General features: G+C 61.3%; 16 protein-coding genes, 1 tRNA gene and 2 rRNA genes (1 of these 19 only partly in view). 3 read left to right on the top strand and 16 right to left on the bottom strand.

Going from position 1 to position 18,678, the window contains the following annotated elements; genetic code table 11:
• The first annotated feature begins 131 nt into the window (after positions 1-131).
• On the top strand, positions 132-1,112 hold the full coding sequence (locus C2U40_RS22470) for a DUF4382 domain-containing protein (protein WP_181014931.1): 981 nt from the start codon (positions 132-134) through the stop codon (positions 1,110-1,112).
• Positions 1,113-1,137: 25 nt separating this feature from the next.
• On the top strand, positions 1,138-1,407 hold the full coding sequence (locus tag C2U40_RS22475; protein WP_024945492.1) for a Rho-binding antiterminator: 270 nt from the start codon (positions 1,138-1,140) through the stop codon (positions 1,405-1,407).
• A 59-nt stretch (positions 1,408-1,466) separates the two neighbouring features.
• On the opposite strand, the gene C2U40_RS22480 is transcribed toward C2U40_RS22475, so the two are convergent.
• The 13 genes from C2U40_RS22480 to C2U40_RS22540 form a co-directional block, all read right to left on the bottom strand.
• Positions 1,467-2,213, bottom strand: coding sequence for a class I SAM-dependent methyltransferase (locus C2U40_RS22480; RefSeq protein ID WP_017410823.1), 747 nt, complete (start codon positions 2,211-2,213; stop codon positions 1,467-1,469).
• Positions 2,214-2,307: 94 nt separating this feature from the next.
• A complete protein-coding gene (locus tag C2U40_RS22485) occupies positions 2,308-4,851 on the bottom strand; it encodes a putative bifunctional diguanylate cyclase/phosphodiesterase (RefSeq protein WP_017410822.1) in 2,544 nt (847 codons plus the stop codon).
• A gap of 204 nt (positions 4,852-5,055) precedes the next feature.
• The gene (prlC, locus tag C2U40_RS22490) at positions 5,056-7,098 is read right to left on the bottom strand and encodes an oligopeptidase A (protein WP_103828797.1); all 2,043 of its coding nucleotides are present in this window, start codon (positions 7,096-7,098) and stop codon (positions 5,056-5,058) included.
• Positions 7,099-7,320: 222 nt separating this feature from the next.
• On the bottom strand, positions 7,321-8,340 hold the full coding sequence (gene hemB / locus C2U40_RS22495) for a porphobilinogen synthase (protein ID WP_103828796.1): 1,020 nt from the start codon (positions 8,338-8,340) through the stop codon (positions 7,321-7,323).
• A gap of 3 nt (positions 8,341-8,343) precedes the next feature.
• Complete coding sequence (locus tag C2U40_RS22500) at positions 8,344-9,129, bottom strand: TatD family hydrolase (protein ID WP_103828795.1); 786 nt, start codon at positions 9,127-9,129, stop codon at positions 8,344-8,346.
• Positions 9,130-9,240: 111 nt separating this feature from the next.
• Positions 9,241-9,996, bottom strand: coding sequence for a twin-arginine translocase subunit TatC (tatC, locus tag C2U40_RS22505; protein ID WP_011704121.1), 756 nt, complete (start codon positions 9,994-9,996; stop codon positions 9,241-9,243).
• Complete coding sequence (gene tatB / locus C2U40_RS22510; RefSeq protein ID WP_103828794.1) at positions 9,993-10,436, bottom strand: Sec-independent protein translocase protein TatB; 444 nt, start codon at positions 10,434-10,436, stop codon at positions 9,993-9,995. Before tatB ends, tatC begins: the two co-directional genes overlap by 4 nt.
• 3 nt (positions 10,437-10,439) lie before the next feature.
• On the bottom strand, positions 10,440-10,688 hold the full coding sequence (tatA, locus tag C2U40_RS22515) for a Sec-independent protein translocase subunit TatA (RefSeq protein ID WP_011704119.1): 249 nt from the start codon (positions 10,686-10,688) through the stop codon (positions 10,440-10,442).
• A 40-nt stretch (positions 10,689-10,728) separates the two neighbouring features.
• Positions 10,729-12,369 (bottom strand): ubiquinone biosynthesis regulatory protein kinase UbiB, encoded by a 1,641-nt coding sequence (gene ubiB, locus C2U40_RS22520; RefSeq protein ID WP_011704118.1) that lies wholly within the window; start codon positions 12,367-12,369, stop codon positions 10,729-10,731.
• The gene (locus C2U40_RS22525; protein WP_103828793.1) at positions 12,369-12,977 is read right to left on the bottom strand and encodes a ubiquinone biosynthesis accessory factor UbiJ; all 609 of its coding nucleotides are present in this window, start codon (positions 12,975-12,977) and stop codon (positions 12,369-12,371) included. The genes ubiB and C2U40_RS22525 overlap by 1 nt, the downstream gene beginning before the upstream one ends.
• 8 nt (positions 12,978-12,985) lie before the next feature.
• On the bottom strand, positions 12,986-13,738 hold the full coding sequence (ubiE, locus tag C2U40_RS22530; protein WP_011704116.1) for a bifunctional demethylmenaquinone methyltransferase/2-methoxy-6-polyprenyl-1,4-benzoquinol methylase UbiE: 753 nt from the start codon (positions 13,736-13,738) through the stop codon (positions 12,986-12,988).
• 65 nt (positions 13,739-13,803) lie between these two features.
• Positions 13,804-14,181 carry a fluoride efflux transporter CrcB gene (gene crcB, locus C2U40_RS22535; protein WP_016348946.1) on the bottom strand — a complete coding sequence of 126 codons (378 nt, stop codon included), beginning with the start codon at positions 14,179-14,181 and terminating at the stop codon, positions 13,804-13,806.
• Between the two features lie 87 nt (positions 14,182-14,268).
• Complete coding sequence (locus C2U40_RS22540; RefSeq protein WP_103828792.1) at positions 14,269-15,534, bottom strand: cytosine deaminase; 1,266 nt, start codon at positions 15,532-15,534, stop codon at positions 14,269-14,271.
• A gap of 93 nt (positions 15,535-15,627) precedes the next feature.
• On the opposite strand from C2U40_RS22540, the gene C2U40_RS22545 reads away from it, so the two are divergent.
• Positions 15,628-15,882 (top strand): hypothetical protein, encoded by a 255-nt coding sequence (locus tag C2U40_RS22545; protein ID WP_103828791.1) that lies wholly within the window; start codon positions 15,628-15,630, stop codon positions 15,880-15,882.
• A gap of 49 nt (positions 15,883-15,931) precedes the next feature.
• Here the strand turns inward: C2U40_RS22545 and C2U40_RS22550 are convergent.
• From C2U40_RS22550 to C2U40_RS22560, 3 genes are all read right to left on the bottom strand, one after another.
• A tRNA-Thr gene (locus C2U40_RS22550) sits at positions 15,932-16,007 on the bottom strand.
• A 106-nt stretch (positions 16,008-16,113) separates the two neighbouring features.
• Positions 16,114-16,228: ribosomal RNA gene (gene rrf, locus C2U40_RS22555) — 5S ribosomal RNA — on the bottom strand.
• Between the two features lie 83 nt (positions 16,229-16,311).
• Positions 16,312-18,678 (bottom strand): 23S ribosomal RNA (locus C2U40_RS22560) (it continues 522 nt past the right edge of the window).

Consider the following 18,678-nt stretch of genomic DNA (forward strand, 5'->3'; position numbering starts at 1 on the left):
CGCCGTTCAAAGCTGACCCTTGAGTTCATTGGGCTGGCGCACCGAGCTCGTCCTTTTCACGCAAGCTGCCACCCCCGCCATTGCCGCCGCTCGACTAGAGTAGGGTTGTCTTCACAACCGGAATGGACGCCATGAAACCCTTGACCCTGATCGGCCTGACCGCCCTGCTCACAGCCTGTGGCGGCGGAGGCGGCGGCGACAACAACAGCCCGCAACAGGCCCAGCTGTCGCTGGCCTTCTCCGACGCCCCGGTGGATGCAGTCAGCAAGGTCTGCATCGCCGTCGCCAACATCAGCATCCATCCCGTCGCCGGCACCGAGCAGAGCTGGACCACCGCCAGTTTCCTCACCTCGGCCCAGGACGATGGATGCACCCCGAGCGGCGAGGCCATCCCGCTCGACAGCGCAGGGAGGCCACTGTTCACCTACATCGATCTGCTGCACTACCAGGGTTCTGTCAGCCGCCCGCTGCTGGCGAGCCAGAGCGTGGTGCCCGGCGACTACAGCCAGATGCGACTGCGGGTGCTGGACGGACGGGAGGTTGCCAACCAGTTTCTGGACGGCACCCCCTACTCCTACGTCAAACGGGATGATGGGGTGATCAAGCCGCTGGAGGTGCCCAGCAGCGAGCTCAAGCTGGATGCCTTCACCATCGCCGCCAACGGCCTCAGCACCTTCACCACCGAGTTCGACCTGCGCCAGGCCATGGTGCTGCCGGGCCACGAGCAGTACTACAAGCTCAAACCCAGAGGGGTGCGGCTGGTGAACAACACCCAGGTCACCACCGTCAAGGGCACGGTGGCGGCCGGGCTGTGCGGCGGCCAGCTGACCGACAAGGCCTTCGTCTACTTCTACCAGCCCAGAAACGATGACAACTACCCCGACATGGCGGACAGCGACAACGGCTTCTACGCCAGCGCGCCCGTGCTGCCGCAAAGCGGTGGCGGCTTTGGTTACGAACTGGGATTTGTTAATCTCGGCAGCTACGATCTGGCGCTGGTCTGCAATGGCAATGAGGACGATCCGGCGCTGGCCGGCGACCCGCTGCAACTGGAACAGGTGCAGAAAGCCCAGGCGGTGGTGGCGCCCGCCACCAGCATCAACTTCCAGTAACCGGCGACCAGAGGGCAACCCGCACATGAGCACCTACCAACCCATCAGTTGCGATCTCTACGACTGGCTGGAGATCGCCGCCAGCTGGCAGCTGCCGGTCACCCTCACCGGCCGGGATGGCCGCCAGTGGGCGGACAGGATCCGCACCATCGAGGCCAGAGCAGGGGTCGAGTACCTGCTGCTGCAAGGCGGCGAGCGACTGAGCCTGGCGGAGCTGGCCACCATGGCGCTCAGCTGGCAGGGGGAGGAAAAGCTGATCCGCTTTGCCCCGCCGGCCCCAGCCGACGGCCAATAGATGGCAAGAGGGCCAACCCCGCCGGGTTGGCCCTCTTCTTTTATCCCTCGTGTGCGGCGTTATCCCGCCAGCGCCGCCATCACATAGACGTCGAAGCGGTTGCTCTTGGTTTCGATGGCCATGCTCGGCTTATGCTCGTTGAGCCAGCCGGCGTAGTCCGGCCGTTTCACCACCACCCGCTTGTCCGCCATGGCGAGCGCCGCCGGCAGCAGGGCATCGGCGTCAAGATCCGGCCCCACCAGTGACTGGAACACCCGCATCTCTTTTTTCACCAGCGCCGACTTCTGCTTGTGGGGGAACATGGGGTCGAGGTAGATGACGTCGGGCCGCTCGGTCAGCCCCAACAAGGTCTCCACCGCCGGGCCGTGCAGCAACTGCATCCGCTCGCGCACCCAGGGGCCGATCTCCGGGTCCAGCGCGGCCCGCGCCAGCCCGTCCTGCAACAGGGCGGCCACCACGGGGCTGCGCTCGATCATGGTCACCTTGCAGCCGAGGGAGGCGAGCACGAAGGCATCGCGCCCCAGCCCGGCGGTGGCATCCACCACCCGCGGCATGGCACCCGCCTTGAGCCCCACCGCCTTGGCGATGGATTGGCCACGGCCACCGCCGAACTTACGGCGATGGGCGACCGCCCCTTCGACGAAGTCCACGTAGACCGCACCCAGCTTGGGTTCGTCCAGCTTGCGCAGCTCCAGCCGCGCCGCGGTGAACACCAGGGCAAACTGGGGAAGGTCGGTCTGGCCGAGCTGGCTGGCCAGGGCTTCGGCCTGAGGCGCCTTGGCGGGGTCTTCGAGGAGGATCTGCATGGTATCGACTGTGTGGCGGTATCAGTGGGCGGAGTGTACCACAGCCCCCGAAGGTCGCTGTAGGGGCACCGGCCGAAGGAGGGCGGCGGAAAGACTAGCTGGTCTGCAGGAACATGCTCTTGTCGTTGAGCTGCAGGTACTCGGTGAGGTCGTCGTAGGCCAGTGGCCGGCTCAGCAGATAGCCCTGGGTGAAGGCACACCCCTTCTGGCAGAGGAAGTTGAGCTGCTCGCGAGTCTCCACCCCCTCGATCACCACCTGCATGCCGAGGTTGTGCACTATGTTGATGATGCCGTCCAGCAGCAGTCGGTCCTGTTCATTGAACGGAATGTGGCGCACGAAGGCCCGGTCGATCTTGACCAGGTCCACCGGGAAGTTGCGCAGATAGTTCAGCGCCGAATAGCCGGTGCCGAAGTCGTCGATGGCCAGCTTGCAGCCCGCCTCGCGCAGCGCATCGATCCGCACCCTGTGCTGATCGCTGGTCTCCATCAGCAGGGACTCGGTGATCTCGATGACGATGTCCGCCGGGTCCAGCCCGAAGTGGTGGATCACCTTGAGCCACTCGCTCGCCTCCGGATCTATGGTCTGGAACTCCAGGGTGGAGCGGTTGATCGACATCTGCAGATCCGGGAAGCCGGATTGCTGCAGCCGCGCCAGATCCCGGCACGACTGCCACAGCACCAGCGCCCCCAGCCCCTGGATGAGCCCGGCCTCCTCCGCCAACGGAATGAAGTCCGCCGGCGACACCTGGCCCCAGTGCGGGTGGTACCAGCGCACCAGCGCCTCCAGCTTGGCGACCCGGCCACTGCGGTTGTCCCAGATCGGCTGGTAGGCCATGGTCAGCTGCTCGAGCTTGATCGCCTCCGCCAGATCCTGCTGCATCTGGTGGCGCTGGCGCACCTCTTCGCGCATGGAGGCGCAGTAGCTGCCGAGCAGCCGCCCCTGCCGCTTGGCGGCAAACAGCGCCTGCTCGGCGTTGCGTAGCAGCTCGTCGCTCTCCAGGCCATCGCCCGGGCAGAGGGTGATGCCGATGGTGGCCGTCACGTAGAGGTGCTGGTTGGCCAGCATGAAGGGACGGGCGAAGCCGCCGATCACCTGCTTGGCAAACACCTCAGCCTGACGACGGTTGACGATGCCCGGCACCAGGAAGGCGAACTCGTCGCCGCCGATGCGGGCCACCAGGTCCTCGGTGCGCACCCGGCTCACCAGCCGATCCGACACCTCCCGCAGCAGGGCGTCACCGGCGTGGTGATCCATGCTGTTGTTGACCGCCTTGAAGTTGTTGAGGTCGAGCACCATCAGTGCGAAGCGCTCGCCCCGCTCGCAGAAGCGGCTCAGGCAGCGGCCGAACAGCCAGCGGTTGGGCAGGCCGGTGAGGTTGTCGTAGTTGGCCTGGGCGGCGATCTTCTGCTCCGCCAGCTTGGTCTGGGAGAGATCGCTGAAGATGGCGATGTACTGGCTGATCCGCCCCCCTTCCCGCAGGGTGCTGATCATCAGCTGCTGGGGATAGAGCTTGCCGTTCTTGCGCTTGTTCCACACCTCGCCGCGCCACACCCCCACCCGCTCCAGCGCGTGGTACATGTCGGCGTAGAAGGCCTGATCGTGCAGCCCGGACTTGAGCATGCTGGGCCGCTGGCCGCACACCTCCTCCTCGCTGTAACCGGTGATCTGCTCGAACGCCGGGTTGACCGAGATGATGCGGCTGTCCGCATCGCACACCAGGATCGCCTCGGAGAGATTGTCATAGACCCGGTGGGAGAGCTTGAGCTGTTCGGCATGGCGCTTGAGGGGATCGATGTTCTCCAGCACCACCATCAGGTAGTCGGGCTGCAGCTGATCGTCTCGCACCAGGGTGACGGTGACCCGCCCCCACAGCACCTGACCGTCACGGTGCAGGTAGCGCTTCTCCTGGGTGAAGGCGGTACGCTCGCCACGCTTGAGCTCTTCATAGCAGGCGGCGCTGCGCAGCCAGTCTTCTGGGTGATTGAGTTCGGCGGCGGTGCGGTGCAGCAGCTCGCTCTGGCTGTAGCCCAGCATCTTTTCGATGGCCGGGTTGGTCCAGAGGATCTTGCCGTTCAGATCGAGCTTGCCGATCCCCACCGGCGCATGGGACATCATGGTGTGCAGAAAGTCGTGATACTCGGGCTGGGGCGGCGCCGGCTGTTGCAGCATCAGCGCCAGTTCGCGCCCGGCCAGCGGAGCCAGCAGGCGCAACAGGCCCATCACCTTGTCCATGTTGGTGAGCGGCCGCTTGAACAGCACGCTGCAGATGCCGACCGTCTCCCCCTGGGCACTCTTGAGGGCGATGCCGGCATAGGCCTGGATGTGCCAGGCCTGCAACACGGCGGCGTGGGGAAACAGCTGCTGTACCCGATCACTGAACCAGGTCTCTCCCTCCTGCAGGGTGATCTCCCCCAGGGTGGCGCTGACCGGAAAGCTGAAGTTGGTGGTGTCGAGAGACGCGGGGTGGGCGGCGTGTACCTTGAAAGAGAGCCCCGCTTGATCCCTGCCTGAAATCAGGACGAAGTCGGCCCCGACCGCTGCTGCGATTTCACTCACAAAGGTATCGAAATATCCCTGACCACTCGAATGAGACAGACTTGAGATGATTTGATAGACAGACTCGAGTGCTCGCCTCATGGCAAGGTTCTTTCTCTCCTTGGAAGGTAGGACCCGACTCTACTGAAGAGCCGGGGACAGTGCAAACATGCTATCCGCAAGATATTAAAAAGCCTTGAGAAAAGGGACCAAAAGGTCCCTTTTTATCTCAAAAATCACGCTGTGATCCCACTATGTGGCAAAACTGTACCTGCTTGAAGCTCACGCCAGCCGGGGCCCGCCAACTCACGCGGCAATCCCGCTGTGACGAAGCAGCGCATCCACCTGAGGCTCGCGGCCACGGAAGGCTCGGAACAGCTCCATCGGCTCCTTGGAGCCACCCTTTTCCAGGATGTTCTTCAGGAAGGACTGACCGGTAGCCGGGTTGAAGATCCCCTCCTCCTCGAAGCGGGAGAAGGCATCCGCAGAGAGCACCTCGGCCCACTTGTAGCTGTAGTAGCCCGCCGCATAACCGCCGGCGAAGATGTGGGAGAAGCTGTGCTGGAAGCGGTTGAACGCCGGCGGCGTCATCACCGCCACCTGGCTGCGCACCTCATCCAGCAGCGCGGGGATCTGATCCGCGCTGGCCGGGTCGAACTCCTGATGCAGACGGAAGTCGAACAGGGCGAACTCCAGCTGGCGCAGCATCTGCATCGCCGCCTGGAAGTTGCGGGCGGTCAGCATCTTCTCCAGCAGATCGGCAGGCAGCGGCTCGCCGGTCTCGTGATGGCCGGAGATGAAGGCCAGCGCCTCGGACTCCCAGCACCAGTTCTCGAGGAACTGGCTCGGCAGTTCCACCGCGTCCCAGGCCACGCCGTTGATGCCGGCCACGCCGGCCACGTCGATGCGGGTCAGCATGTGGTGAATGCCGTGGCCGAACTCGTGGAACAGGGTGACCACTTCGTTGTGGGTGAACAGGGCGGGTTTGCCGTCCACCGGACCGTTGAAGTTGCAGGTCAGGTAGGCCACCGGCTTTTGCAAGGATCCATCCTGACGGTAGCGACGACCCAGGCAGACGTCCATCCAGGCGCCGCCCTGCTTGTGCTCGCGGGCATAGAGGTCGAGGTAGAAGCTGCCACGCAGCTCGTCCTCGGCGTCGAAGATGTCGTAGAAGCGCACGTCCGGGTGCCAGGTGTCGATGCCGAGGCGCTCGCGCACCTTCATGCCGAACACCCGCTTGACCACCTCGAACAGCCCCTTCACCACCTTGCTGGCGGGGAAGTAGGGACGCAGCTGCTCGTCGGAGATGGAGAACTTGTGCTGCTTGAGCTTCTCGGCGTAGTAGGCGAGATCCCAGGCGGCCAGCTCGCCCTGACCGTGTTGCTCGGTGGCGAAGGCGCGGATCTCTTCCAGCTCGGCCTTGCCCTGCGGCAGAGACTTGGCCGCCAGATCGGTGAGGAAGTTCACCACCTGCTCGGGCTTGTCCGCCATCTTGGTGGCCAGGGAGAGCTCGGCGTAGTTGGCAAAGCCGAGCAGCTGGGCCAGCTCGCGGCGCAGGGCAAGCAGCTCGGTCATGATGGCGGAGTTGTCCCACTTGCCGGCGTTGGGGCCCTGATCCGAGGCGCGGGTGGTGAAGGCCTCATACAACTCGGCACGCAGCGCGCGGTTGTCGGCATACATCATCACCGGCAGGTAGGAGGGGATGTCCAGGGTGAACAGCCAGCCCTCCTTGCCCTTCAGCTCGGCCAGCTGGCGGGCGGCGGCCTGCGCGCTCTGCGGCAAACCGGCCAGCTCGGCCTCGTCGGTCACCAGCTTGTTCCAGCCCTGGGTCGCGTCCAGCACGTTGTTGCTGAAGCGGGAAGCCAGCTCGGAGAGGCGGGCCTGGATCTCGCCGTAGCGCTGCTGCGCCTCGGCGGGCAGACCGATGCCGGACAGGCGAAAATCGCGCAGGGTGTTCTGGATCTCCTTGCGCTGGGCGCCGCTCAGCAGCGGGAAGTCGTCGCTCTCGGCCAGTTCGCGATAGGCCTGATAGAGCCCCTCGTGCTGGCCGACATAGGTCTGGAATTCAGACAGCCGCGGCAGGCAGGCGTCGTGGGCCGCGCGCAGCGCTTCGCTGTTGAGTACGGAGTTGAGATGACTGACCGGCGACCAGATCCGCGCCAGGCGGTCGTTGACCTCTTCCAGCGGGGCGATCAGGCTGTCCCAGGTGTGGGGGTCGCGCTGGGCCAGCACATCGCTGATCTTCTGTTTGCAATCGGCGATGGCCTGCGTCACGGCAGGCTGGACCTGATCGGGCTGGAGCTGGCTGAAAGGGGGCAGCGAGTCCATTGTCAGCAAAGGGTTGTTCATCCTGCGATACCTCTAAATTCTCTACAGCCCCTGCCGTCCAGAAGCTTGCTTGGACTACCTAAGATGTAGGCAGAAACCTCATTAATCAAGCCTTTGCCTGCCAGAGCGCGGCCTGTTGTCCACTTTTCGCCGAGATCTGCTCATTAAAACGGCGATCCGGATGCCAAAGACGACAATGCCGGCCCAGGGGCCGGCATTGTCGGTGACATCAGGCAAGATGTATCAGCGTCTGGCGTCTTCCTGCAGCCACTGGGCAGCCCGCTTGGCGAAGTAGGTGAGGATGCCGTCGGCACCGGCCCGCTTGAAGCAGAGCAGGGACTCCATGATGCTCTCCTTCTCCTTCAGCCAGCCGTTCTGGATGGCCGCCATGTGCATGGCGTACTCGCCGCTCACCTGATAGGCGAAGGTCGGCACGCCGAACTGATCCTTCACCTGGCGGATCATGTCCAGATAGGGCATGCCCGGCTTGACCATCACGCTGTCGGCCCCTTCCTGGATATCCAGCGCCACCTCGTGCAGGGCTTCGTTGCTGTTGGCCGGATCCATCTGGTAGGTGGCCTTGTTGCTCTTGCCGAGGTTGCCGGCAGAGCCCACCGCGTCGCGGAACGGACCGTAGTAGCAGGAAGCGTACTTGGCGGAGTAGGCCATGATCTGGGTGTTGATGAAGCCGTTCTCTTCCAGCGCCGCGCGGATGGCGCCGATGCGGCCGTCCATCATGTCGGACGGTGCCACGATATCGACCCCGGCAGCGGCGTGGGAGAGCGCCTGTTTCACCAGGATCTCGGTGGTGATGTCGTTCAGCACATAGCCTTCGTCATCGATGATGCCATCCTGACCGTGGGTGGTGAACGGATCGAGCGCCACGTCGGTGATGACCCCCAGCTCCGGGAAGCTCGCCTTGAGGGCGCGCGTCGCCCGCTGGGCCAGCCCGTCCGGGTTGTAGGCCTCTTCCGCCAGCAGGCTCTTCTGCTCCAGCGGGGTGACCGGGAACAGGGCGATGGCCGGCACGCCCAGCGCAACCAGCTCGGCAGCCTCTTTCAGCAGCAGATCGATGGAGAGCCTGTCCACCCCCGGCATGGAGGTGACGGCCTCACGACGGTTCTCCCCCTCCAGCACGAACACGGGATAGATGAGATCGTTGGCGGTCAGTACGTTCTCGCGCACCAGACGACGGCTGAAATCATGTTTGCGCACCCGGCGCAGACGGCGACCCGGAAAGGCGCCTGGAAGAGTTGTAGCCATGAATCACTCCTGAAGAGGAAGTTGGAAGAACGCGGCGGAGGTGGCCCGGGTGTGGGCCAGCAAGGCCTCGGGCGCTTCACCACGGCAGGCCGCCACCACCTGGGCGATGTGCGGCAAAAAAGCGGGTTCGTTGCGTTTTGGTCTGGGCTTCAGATCCCGTGGCACCAGATAGGGGGCATCGGTCTCGATCATCAGCCGGCCGGCCGGAATACGGGCCACCTGCTCGCGCAGTAGCTGACCACGGCGCTCGTCGCAGAGCCAGCCGGTCACCCCGATATGCAGCCCCAGCGCCAGACACTGATCCAGCTCCTCGTCGGAGCCGGTGAAGCAGTGCAGCACGGCCCCCGGCAGTTTGGGCAGCCAGGGGCGCAGGATCTCCATGAAACGGGCGTGAGCATCGCGGCAGTGGAGAAACACCGGCATCCCGAGCTCGGCGGCCAGTGCCAGCTGGGCGTCGAATACCGCATCCTGCACCGGACGGGGGGAGAAATCGCGGTTGTAGTCGAGGCCGCACTCGCCGATGGCCACCACCTGCGGCAAGGCTGCCAGCTCGCGCAGAGCGGGCAGGGTCGCCTCATCGACACTCTTGGCATCGTGGGGATGGACCCCGGCGGTGGAGAAACAGTAACCCGGCCAGCGGGCGGCAAGGGTGGCGCTCTCGCGGCTGCCGACCAGATCGGTGCCGGTCAGGATCAGCGCCTCCACCCCGACGGCGCGGGCGCGGGCCACCAGATCGGCCTGTTCATCGGCAAACTGGCTGCTGGTCAGGTTTACACCTATGTCGATCATGGGGTCAGCGGGTCCGAACAAAAGGAATACATATCAGGTATTTGAAAACCATCTACTCAATGGGGCCTTACCATACGCCTCGAACGGGAGCATGAAAAGAGGAAGGGAGCCTTAGCTCCCCTCTTCAGTCTGTTCCTGCTTCTCTTCGCTCTCTTCTTTCACGTAGAAGCGGGCGAAGAACAGACCTATCTCCCACAAGCCCCACATGGGGATCGCGAGCAGGGTCTGGGAAAAGACATCGGGCGGCGTCAACAGCATGCCGACCACGAACACCCCGACGATGACGTAGGGACGCTTCTCCCGCAGGCTCTTGGGACTAGTCACCCCGGTCCAGCACAGCAGTATGGTGGCCACCGGAATTTCGAACGCCACCCCGAACGCGAAGAACAGGGTCAGTACGAAGTCCAGATAGCTGGCGATGTCGGTCGCCACCGTCACCCCGGCGGGCGCGGTGCTGGTGAAGAAACCGAACACCAGCGGAAACACCACGTAGTAGGCGAACGCCATGCCGGCATAGAACAGCACGGCACTGGAGGCGACCAACGGCATGATCAGGCGCCGTTCATGCTGGTACAGACCGGGGGCGATGAAGGCCCAGGCCTGATAGAGCAGATAAGGGATCGCCACGAAGAAGGAGACCACCAGGGTCAGCTTGATCGGCGTCAGGAAGGGGGTCGCCACATCCGTCGCTATCATGCTGGTCCCTTCCGGCAACTGACTCAGCAGCGGCTGGGCCACGAAGTCGTAGATGTTGTTGGAGAAGTAGATCAGCGCGATGAACACCAGCAGGATGGCCGAAATGGAGCGCAGCAGGCGCGTTCTCAGCTCGACCAGATGGCTGATCAGGGGTTGTTCGGCCTGACTCATGGCTTCACCTCCCCTTGTTCGGCGCTCGGCTGGGCACTTGCGGCGGGGATCACGGTAGGCTCCTCATCAGGTGTCGCTACGCTGACGAGGCCAATCGGCTCCTCATTCACCTCGGCGGCAGCCGGCGCTGGCTGGATGGTATTTTGTTGTTCGTATGGACGGGTCACCGATTGTGCGGCCGTTTTCAGCTGCTCGATAGACTCCTGCAGCTCGGGGCTCAGGTTGTTCATCTGCAACTGTTCGGCCTTCTTCAGGTCGTTGTGCAGATCCTGCAACTTGAGCTCCTGCTCCAGCTCGGCCTTGACCGAGTTGGCGGTGCTGCGGATCAGTCTGATCCAGTGGCTGGCGGTACGGATCGCCACGGGCAGCCGCTCGGGGCCGAGCACCACCAGGGCGACGACACCAATGACAACCAGCTCCCAGAAACCGATATCGAACATGGCTTAGGCCTGATCTTTATCTTTCTGCTTGGCAGCATCGCTAGGCTGACCGGCGGCTTCGTTCAGCTGTTTCGGCGGAAACTCGGCATCCTTCTGCTCGGACTTGGTCTCCGGCTCGTCGGACAGCGCCTTCTTGAAGCCCTTGACCGCGGCGCCCAGATCACCGCCGATGCCGCGCAGTTTCTTGGTACCGAACAGCAGCACGACGATGACTGCGATGATCAACAATTGCCAAATACTGATACCACCCATGACTTTCTCTCCAGAACAGGCGCCTGCTGGCGCAGTTTATTTAATGAGAACGGGTTCGCAACCAACCCAGCAGCCAGCATAACCCGGCGCCGGCGAGGCTGATTTGTCCCCACTCAATGTGTTGTTTTTGGGTCAGCAAGAATACACCGGCCAATAGCAGGCTGGCTCCAACCCCTAAGAGGTAGCGAGCCTGACCCTGGCGGCGACTGTGCCGGCGAAAATCGGCAAACATCTGGTCGAAGTGGCGCTGCTGATGACGGGTCTGGCGCAAGGTCTCGTAGACCAGCTCCGGCAGTTCCGGCAGCTTTTCCGCCCAGAATGGCGCCTTCTCCTTGATGGCATTCCACACCGCCTTGGGTCCTACCTGCTGGTACATCCAGTTTTCCAGATAGGGCTTGGCGGTCTGCCACAAATCGAGCTGCGGGTAGAGCTGGCGACCCAGCCCCTCCACATAGAGCAGGGTCTTCTGCAGCAGCACCAGCTGCGGCTGCACCTGCATGTTGAAGCGGCGCGCGGTGTTGAACAGGTTGAGCAGCACGTGGCCGAACGAGATCTCGGACAGCGGCTTCTCGAAGATGGGCTCCAGCACGGTGCGGATGGCGAACTCGAACTCGTCCACCTTGGTATCGGGCGGCACCCAGCCGGACTCCACGTGCAGCTCGGCCACCCGACGGTAGTCACGGTTGAAGAAGGCGAGGAAATTCTCGGCCAGGTAACGCTTGTCTTCCCGGTTGAGGGTGCCGACGATGCCGCAGTCGATGCCGATCCAGAGCGGATTCTCCGGATGTTCGTAGGAGACGAAGATGTTGCCCGGGTGCATGTCGGCGTGGAAGAAGCTGTCGCGGAACACCTGGGTGAAGAACACCTCCACCCCGCGCTCGGCCAGCAGCTTCATGTTGGTGCCGTTGGCCTCCAGCGCGGCAATGTCGGAGACCGGAATGCCGTAGATCCGCTCCATCACCAGCACCTGCTCGCGGCAGTGCTCGGTGAACACCTCGGGCACGTAGAGCGCCTCGGAGCCGGTGAAGTTGCGACGCAGCTGGATGGCGTTGGCCGCCTCCCGCATCAGATTGAGCTCGTCGAGGATGGTCTTGCGATACTCTTCCACCACCTCGATGGGGCGCAGGCGTCCGCTCTGGGGCACGAAACGGGCCACCAGACGGGCCAGCGCCTGCATCAGCCGCAGGTCGGCCTCGATGACCGGTTCGATGTCTGGACGGATCACCTTGATGACGATCTCGCGGCCATTCTCCTTCAGCCGGGCGGTATGCACCTGGGCGATGGAGGCCGACGCCAGCGGCGTCTCGTCGAAGTCGTCAAACAGGGTCTCGATGGTGCAACCCAGGCTCGCCTCGATCTGGCGGCGGGCCGCCTGACCACAGAAGGGGGGCACCCTGTCCTGCAGCAGTGCCAGCTCCTCGGCGATGTCCGGCGGCAGCAGATCGCGCCGGGTCGAAAGCATCTGACCGAATTTGATGAAGATGGGGCCGAGCGCCTCGAAGGCGAGCCGGATGCGGGCACCACGATTCAGCCCCTGACGTTTGTTCTTGAGCCAGAACAGGCTGCGACGGGCCAGCCGGCCGGGCCAGGGTTGGTAACGGGCGGGCACCAGCTCGTCGATGCCCTGTTCCAGCAGGATGCTGATGATGCGATAGAGGCGCTTGAACTCCTTCGGGGTCATCAGGCTACCTGCTGCTCGAAGCGGGCCAGCCGCAGCTCGACCGCTTTCATCTGCTGGGCCAGCAACTCAACATCGTCGTTGAAGCTGGCCACTTCCAGCGGACCCGGCGCAAGCCGGATCTCTTCGGTCAGGTAATCGGCCAGCTGGCGCTGGCTGCGGCACAATTCACGTCCCAGCAGCCGGCGTGCCTGACTGGCGCCGCGCAGCAGGGTGTGAGCCAGCACATCGCCGGTATAACGGGACAGCTCCTCTTCCCAGTCGATATTCAGCTCTCCCAGCAACACGCTGAACGCCTGCACCAGCTGAGGGTCGCCGCTCAGATCCAGCTTCTCCTCACGGATGTAGCGGGTCAGGGCGGAGGGGTCCTTGAGCAGGCCGAGCGCGGTCAGGGAGAGGCTCAGCACCGCATCGGCCTCCCCTTCGAATTTGGCCAGCACATCCAGCCGGCGCTCGGAGAAGACAAACCAGAGTGGCTTGAGCTCGCGCAGCTCCAGCTTGAGTACCTTGCCCGTCAATTTGCGCAGCCGCTCCGGACTCTGCTTGTCGAGTCGCAGCAGCTGGTTGAGGCTGGTTTCGATCACCGCGGTGACCATGGCATCCATCGGCATAGGCGACCTTAAAACTTGTAACCGCGGTGCAAGGCGACCACGCCTTGGGTCAGGTTGTAAAACTCAACCTGTTCGAAACCGACATTCTCCATCATGCCTGCCAGGGTCTGCTGATCCGGGTGCATGCGGATCGATTCCGCCAGGTATTTGTAGCTTTCGCTGTCATTCGCAACGATTTCGCCCATTTTCGGCAGCAGTTTGAAGGAGTAGAGATCGTACAGCTTGGCGATCACTTCGCTGACCGGCTTGGAGAACTCCAGCACCAGCAGGCGGCCACCCGGCTTGAGCACCCGGAACATGGAGGCAAGCGCCTTGTCCTTGTCGGTGACGTTGCGCAGGCCGAAACCGATGGTGATGACGTCGAAATGGTTGTCAGGGAAGGGGAGCGCCTCGGCATTGGCCTGCACGTAGGAGACGTTGTTGGCCACCCCCAGATTGCGCAGCTTGTCGCGGCCCACCTTGAGCATGGAATCGTTGATGTCCGCCAGCACCACCTGGCCGGTCTCGCCGACGATGCGGGAGAACTTGGCGGTCAGATCGCCGGTACCACCGGCCAGATCCAGCACCTTCTGACCCTTGCGTACGCCGGAGCAGTCGATGGTGAAGCGCTTCCACAGGCGGTGGATGCCGAACGACATCAGATCGTTCATCAGATCATACTTGGCTGCCACCGAATGGAAGACGCCGGCGACCAGGGTTTCCTTCTCGGTCGAGGCCACGGTTTTAAAGCCAAAATGCGTTGTCGTAGTCTGTTCTGACATCCCTTAAACACCCATAGAGCAAAGAATGGCCGCCAGTTTACCAGAGCCAATGGCGTGCGGACACCTTAAACCCGGCTGGCGACCAACTGCATCCCCAGCACCACCATGGCCAGACAGAGAAACAGGTTGAGGCCGATATTGAGGGCGGCTTTCAGATAGGCCCCCTGCTGGGCCAGTACCACGGTATCCAGCGCGAAGGAGGAGAAGGTAGTCAGGGCACCGAGGATACCCACCATCAGCAGCGGTTTCAGCGGGTGCTCTACCACATGACCATGACTGATCAGCGCAAAGGCAATGCCCATGATGAAGGAGCCGACCACGTTGACCATCAGGGTGCCATAGGGGAAATGACGTCCCAACAGCAGCGCCATCAGTTCGGCGATACCAAAGCGCAGGCAGGCGCCGATGGCCCCGCCGGCAGCAACATATAACCAGGTTTGCATGGGAGCACGCCTCCATAGTATCGGGCCGACATTATGCAAAATGTCAGGCCCGGGGGACAGCAGGGCAATTAATCGACATCACCCGCATCAGCGGCGAAAGTCGACCGGCTCGACCTGAGCGAGATGAATCGAGGTGCGGGATGGAGTGGTTTGCGCAATCACCCGGCCACCACGAATGGAGTAACGCACCGGCACCTGGCGGCGCACCGCATCAAAGCCGTTCTCGGCGGGCAGGATCAGCAGGTTGGCCGGTTTGCCCACCTCGATGCCGTAGCGATCCTGCACATTCAGGGTGCGTGCACTGTGGCTGCTGATCAGCTTGAGGCTGTCGTTGATCTGCTCGTAGCCCATGATCTGGCAGACATGCAGTCCCATGTGCAGCACCTGCAGCAGGTTGGCGGTGCCCATGGGATACCAGGGATCGAACACGTCGTCGTGGCCGAAGCAGACGTTGATGTTGGCCTCCAGCATCTCCTTCACCCGGGTGATGCCGCGACGCTTGGGATAGCTGTCGAAGCGCCCCTGCAGGTGGATGTTCACCAGCGGATTGGCGACGAAGTTGATGTCCGCCATCTTCAGCAACCGGAACAGGCGCGACGCATAGGCGCCGTTATAGGAGTGCATGGCGGTGGTGTGGCTGGCGGTAACTCTATGGCCCATGCCACGCTCGTAGGCCAGGGTCGCCAGCGTCTCGATGAAGCGGGACTGCTCGTCATCGATCTCGTCGCAGTGCACATCCACCAGAACCTGATACTTCTCGGCCAGATCGAACACGTAGTGCAGACTTTCGACCCCGTATTCCCGAGTGAACTCGAAATGGGGGATGGCGCCTATCACGTCGGCGCCCAGCTTGAGAGCCTCCTCAAGCAGCGCCTTGCCGTTGGGGTAGGAGAGGATCCCCTCCTGCGGAAAGGCCACTATCTGCAGCTCCACCCACTCCTTCATCTCCTCCCGCACCTCCAGCATCGCCTTCAGGGCGACCAGATTGGGGTCGGAGATATCCACGTGGGTGCGGACGAACTGGATGCCGTTGGCGATCTGCCACTTCAGCGTCTGGATGGCCCGCTGCTTCACATCCTCGTGGGTCAGCAGTGCCTTGCGCTCGGCCCAGCGTTCGATCCCCTCGAACAGGGTGCCGGAGAGATTCCAGCTCGGCTCACCGGCCGTCTGGGTGGTATCAAGATGGATGTGAGGCTCGATAAAAGGGGCGATGGCGAGCCCCTCCTCACCATCAAGCTCATGGGCTGCGAGCAGATGGGTGCTCATGGGTTCGATGGCACGGATCAGGCCATCCTGGCAGAGGATCTGCCACATCCCCTCCCTGCCGACCAGACGCAGGTTCTTTATCAGCATGTTTTTGCTTCCTTTTTTCAAACACCAACGGCTTTTTCAATCCACAACTTAGCTTGGATCAATTTGATAGAAAAGCGTTCATATTGAATACATATGAGACTGTTACTATTGATAAACAGCAACAATAAAAGGGAGTTGATTGGGATGAAAGCAGGATTGACCGAGATCGGCAGCGCAGGCTTGTTTCACGAGTATCTGCAGACACTGGGTATCAACAAGCCACCCTTGACGTCGATCGACAAGCAGTGGGAATACTCTCGCAATGAACGACTGGTGGCAGCCATTCAGATAGAAGCCTCCGGACAGGCTCGGTTCTATCTCGATGCCAGGCAGATCTCGGTAAACTGAGAAAAGCGGATACAAAAAAGCCTCCCGATTGGGAGGCTTTAATATTTAATGGTGCTGATACCCAGAGTCGAACTGGGGACCTCATCCTTACCAAGGATGCGCTCTACCAACTGAGCCATATCAGCACACTAACCGGTAAAGACCGCACTGTGTGCGCTATCTAAATCTTCTGTCCAACACAACCTGACGTTGTATCACGACCAACCACATCGCTGTGATTGCTTAATTGATGCCTGGCAGTGTCCTACTCTCGCATGGCGAATGCCACACTACCATCGGCGCTACCGCGTTTCACTTCTGAGTTCGGCATGGGTTCAGGTGGTTCCACGGCGCTATGGCCGCCAGGCAAATTCTTCAATCTAAGAAAGCTGATTTTGTTGTTCGTTCTCGGTATCTGCTACAAGCCTTAGAACACTTCTTGGGTGTTGTATGGTTAAGCCTCACGGGTAATTAGTATGGGTTAGCTCAACACGTCGCCGCGCTTACACACCCCACCTATCAACGTTGTGGTCTCCAACGGCCCTTTAGGACCCTCAAGGGGTCAGGGATGACTCATCTCAGGGCTCGCTTCCCGCTTAGATGCTTTCAGCGGTTATCGATTCCGAACTTAGCTACCGGGCAGTGCCACTGGCGTGACAACCCGAACACCAGAGGTTCGTTCACTCCGGTCCTCTCGTACTAGGAGCAACTCCCTTCAATCATCCAACGCCCACGGCAGATAGGGACCGAACTGTCTCACGACGTTCTGAACCCAGCTCGCGTACCACTTTAAATGGCGAACAGCCATACCCTTGGGACCGACTTCAGCCCCAGGATGTGATGAGCCGACATCGAGGTGCCAAACACCGCCGTCGATATGAACTCTTGGGCGGTATCAGCCTGTTATCCCCGGAGTACCTTTTATCCGTTGAGCGATGGCCCTTCCATTCAGAACCACCGGATCACTATGACCTACTTTCGTACCTGCTCGACCTGTCCGTCTCGCAGTTAAGCTGGCTTATGCCATTGCACTAACCTCCTGATGTCCGACCAGGATTAGCCAACCTTCGTGCTCCTCCGTTACTCTTTGGGAGGAGACCGCCCCAGTCAAACTACCCACCAGGCACTGTCCGCGACCCAGATTCATGGGCCTGCGTTAGAACATCAAACATACAAGGGTGGTATTTCAAGGACGGCTCCAGCGCAACTGGCGTCACGCCTTCAAAGCCTCCCACCTATCCTACACATGTAGGTTCAATGTTCAGTGCCAAGCTGTAGTAAAGGTTCACGGGGTCTTTCCGTCTAGCCGCGGGTACACCGCATCTTCACGGCGAATTCGATTTCACTGAGTCTCGGGTGGAGACAGCATGGCCATGGTTACACCATTCGTGCAGGTCGGAACTTACCCGACAAGGAATTTCGCTACCTTAGGACCGTTATAGTTACGGCCGCCGTTTACCGGGGCTTCGATCAAGAGCTTCGCTTGCGCTAACCCCATCAATTAACCTTCCGGCACCGGGCAGGTGTCACACCCTATACGTCCACTTTCGTGTTTGCAGAGTGCTGTGTTTTTGATAAACAGTCCCAGCCATCTGGTCACTGCGACTCCCAACTGCTCCATCCGCAAGGGACTTCACTGTCAAGAGCGAACCTTCTCCCGAAGTTACGGTTCTATTTTGCCTAGTTCCTTCACCCGAGTTCTCTCAAGCGCCTTGGTATTCTCTACCCGACCACCTGTGTCGGTTTGGGGTACGATGACTTGTAATCTGAAGCTTAGAGGCTTTTCCTGGAAGCAGGGCATCAATGGCTTCCGCACCGTAGTGCGTTCGTCTCGTGTCTCAGTGTTGTGTCTCCGGATTTGCCTAGAAACACCACCTACGCACTTTCACCAGGACAACCGTCGCCTGGCCCACCTAGCCTTCTCCGTCCCCCCATCGCAATTACAAGTCGTGCAGGAATATTAACCTGCTTCCCATCGACTACGCCTTTCGGCCTCGCCTTAGGGGTCGACTCACCCTGCCCCGATTAACGTTGGACAGGAACCCTTGGTCTTCCGGCGAGGAGGCTTTTCACCCCCTTTATCGTTACTTACGTCAGCATTCGCACTTCTGATATCTCCAGCATGCCTCTCGACACACCTTCGCAGACTTACAGAACGCTCCCCTACCACTTGCACTAAGTGCAAATCCGCGGCTTCGGTGCCTGGTTTGAGCCCCGTTACATCTTCCGCGCAGGCCGACTCGACTAGTGAGCTATTACGCTTTCTTTAAATGATGGCTGCTTCTAAGCCAACATCCTAGCTGTCTGAGCCTTCCCACATCGTTTCCCACTTAACCAGAACTTTGGGACCTTAGCCGGCGGTCTGGGTTGTTTCCCTCTTCACGACGGACGTTAGCACCCGCCGTGTGTCTCCCGGATATTACTTACTGGTATTCGGAGTTTGCATGGGGTTGGTAAGTCGGGATGACCCCCTAGCCCAAACAGTGCTCTACCCCCAGTAGTATTCGTCCGAGGCGCTACCTAAATAGCTTTCGGGGAGAACCAGCTATCTCCGAGTTTGATTGGCCTTTCACCCCCAGCCACAGGTCATCCCCTAACTTTGCAACGTTAGTGGGTTCGGTCCTCCAGTTGATGTTACTCAACCTTCAACCTGCCCATGGCTAGATCACCCGGTTTCGGGTCTACACCTTGCAACTAGACGCCCAGTTAAGACTCGGTTTCCCTACGGCTCCCCTATACGGTTAACCTCGCTACAAAATGTAAGTCGCTGACCCATTATACAAAAGGTACGCAGTCACCCCGAAGGGCTCCCACTGC

Source organism: Aeromonas sp. ASNIH4 (genome assembly GCF_002934425.1).
GTDB lineage: Bacteria > Pseudomonadota > Gammaproteobacteria > Enterobacterales > Aeromonadaceae > Aeromonas > Aeromonas hydrophila.

Excerpts from the sequence above, each read along its gene's own strand:
- C2U40_RS22470 (WP_181014931.1), top strand. The coding sequence starts at position 132 with ATGAAACCCTTGACCCTGATCGGCCTGACCGCCCTGCTCACAGCCTGT.
- C2U40_RS22475 (WP_024945492.1), top strand. The coding sequence starts at position 1,138 with ATGAGCACCTACCAACCCATCAGTTGCGATCTCTACGACTGGCTGGAG.
- C2U40_RS22480 (WP_017410823.1), bottom strand. The coding sequence starts at position 2,213 with ATGCAGATCCTCCTCGAAGACCCCGCCAAGGCGCCTCAGGCCGAAGCC.
- C2U40_RS22485 (WP_017410822.1), bottom strand. The coding sequence starts at position 4,851 with ATGAGGCGAGCACTCGAGTCTGTCTATCAAATCATCTCAAGTCTGTCT.
- prlC (WP_103828797.1), bottom strand. The coding sequence starts at position 7,098 with ATGAACAACCCTTTGCTGACAATGGACTCGCTGCCCCCTTTCAGCCAG.
- hemB (WP_103828796.1), bottom strand. The coding sequence starts at position 8,340 with ATGGCTACAACTCTTCCAGGCGCCTTTCCGGGTCGCCGTCTGCGCCGG.
- C2U40_RS22500 (WP_103828795.1), bottom strand. The coding sequence starts at position 9,129 with ATGATCGACATAGGTGTAAACCTGACCAGCAGCCAGTTTGCCGATGAA.
- tatC (WP_011704121.1), bottom strand. The coding sequence starts at position 9,996 with ATGAGTCAGGCCGAACAACCCCTGATCAGCCATCTGGTCGAGCTGAGA.
- tatB (WP_103828794.1), bottom strand. The coding sequence starts at position 10,436 with ATGTTCGATATCGGTTTCTGGGAGCTGGTTGTCATTGGTGTCGTCGCC.
- tatA (WP_011704119.1), bottom strand. The coding sequence starts at position 10,688 with ATGGGTGGTATCAGTATTTGGCAATTGTTGATCATCGCAGTCATCGTC.
- ubiB (WP_011704118.1), bottom strand. The coding sequence starts at position 12,369 with ATGACCCCGAAGGAGTTCAAGCGCCTCTATCGCATCATCAGCATCCTG.
- C2U40_RS22525 (WP_103828793.1), bottom strand. The coding sequence starts at position 12,977 with ATGCCGATGGATGCCATGGTCACCGCGGTGATCGAAACCAGCCTCAAC.
- ubiE (WP_011704116.1), bottom strand. The coding sequence starts at position 13,738 with ATGTCAGAACAGACTACGACAACGCATTTTGGCTTTAAAACCGTGGCC.
- crcB (WP_016348946.1), bottom strand. The coding sequence starts at position 14,181 with ATGCAAACCTGGTTATATGTTGCTGCCGGCGGGGCCATCGGCGCCTGC.
- C2U40_RS22540 (WP_103828792.1), bottom strand. The coding sequence starts at position 15,534 with ATGCTGATAAAGAACCTGCGTCTGGTCGGCAGGGAGGGGATGTGGCAG.
- C2U40_RS22545 (WP_103828791.1), top strand. The coding sequence starts at position 15,628 with ATGAGACTGTTACTATTGATAAACAGCAACAATAAAAGGGAGTTGATT.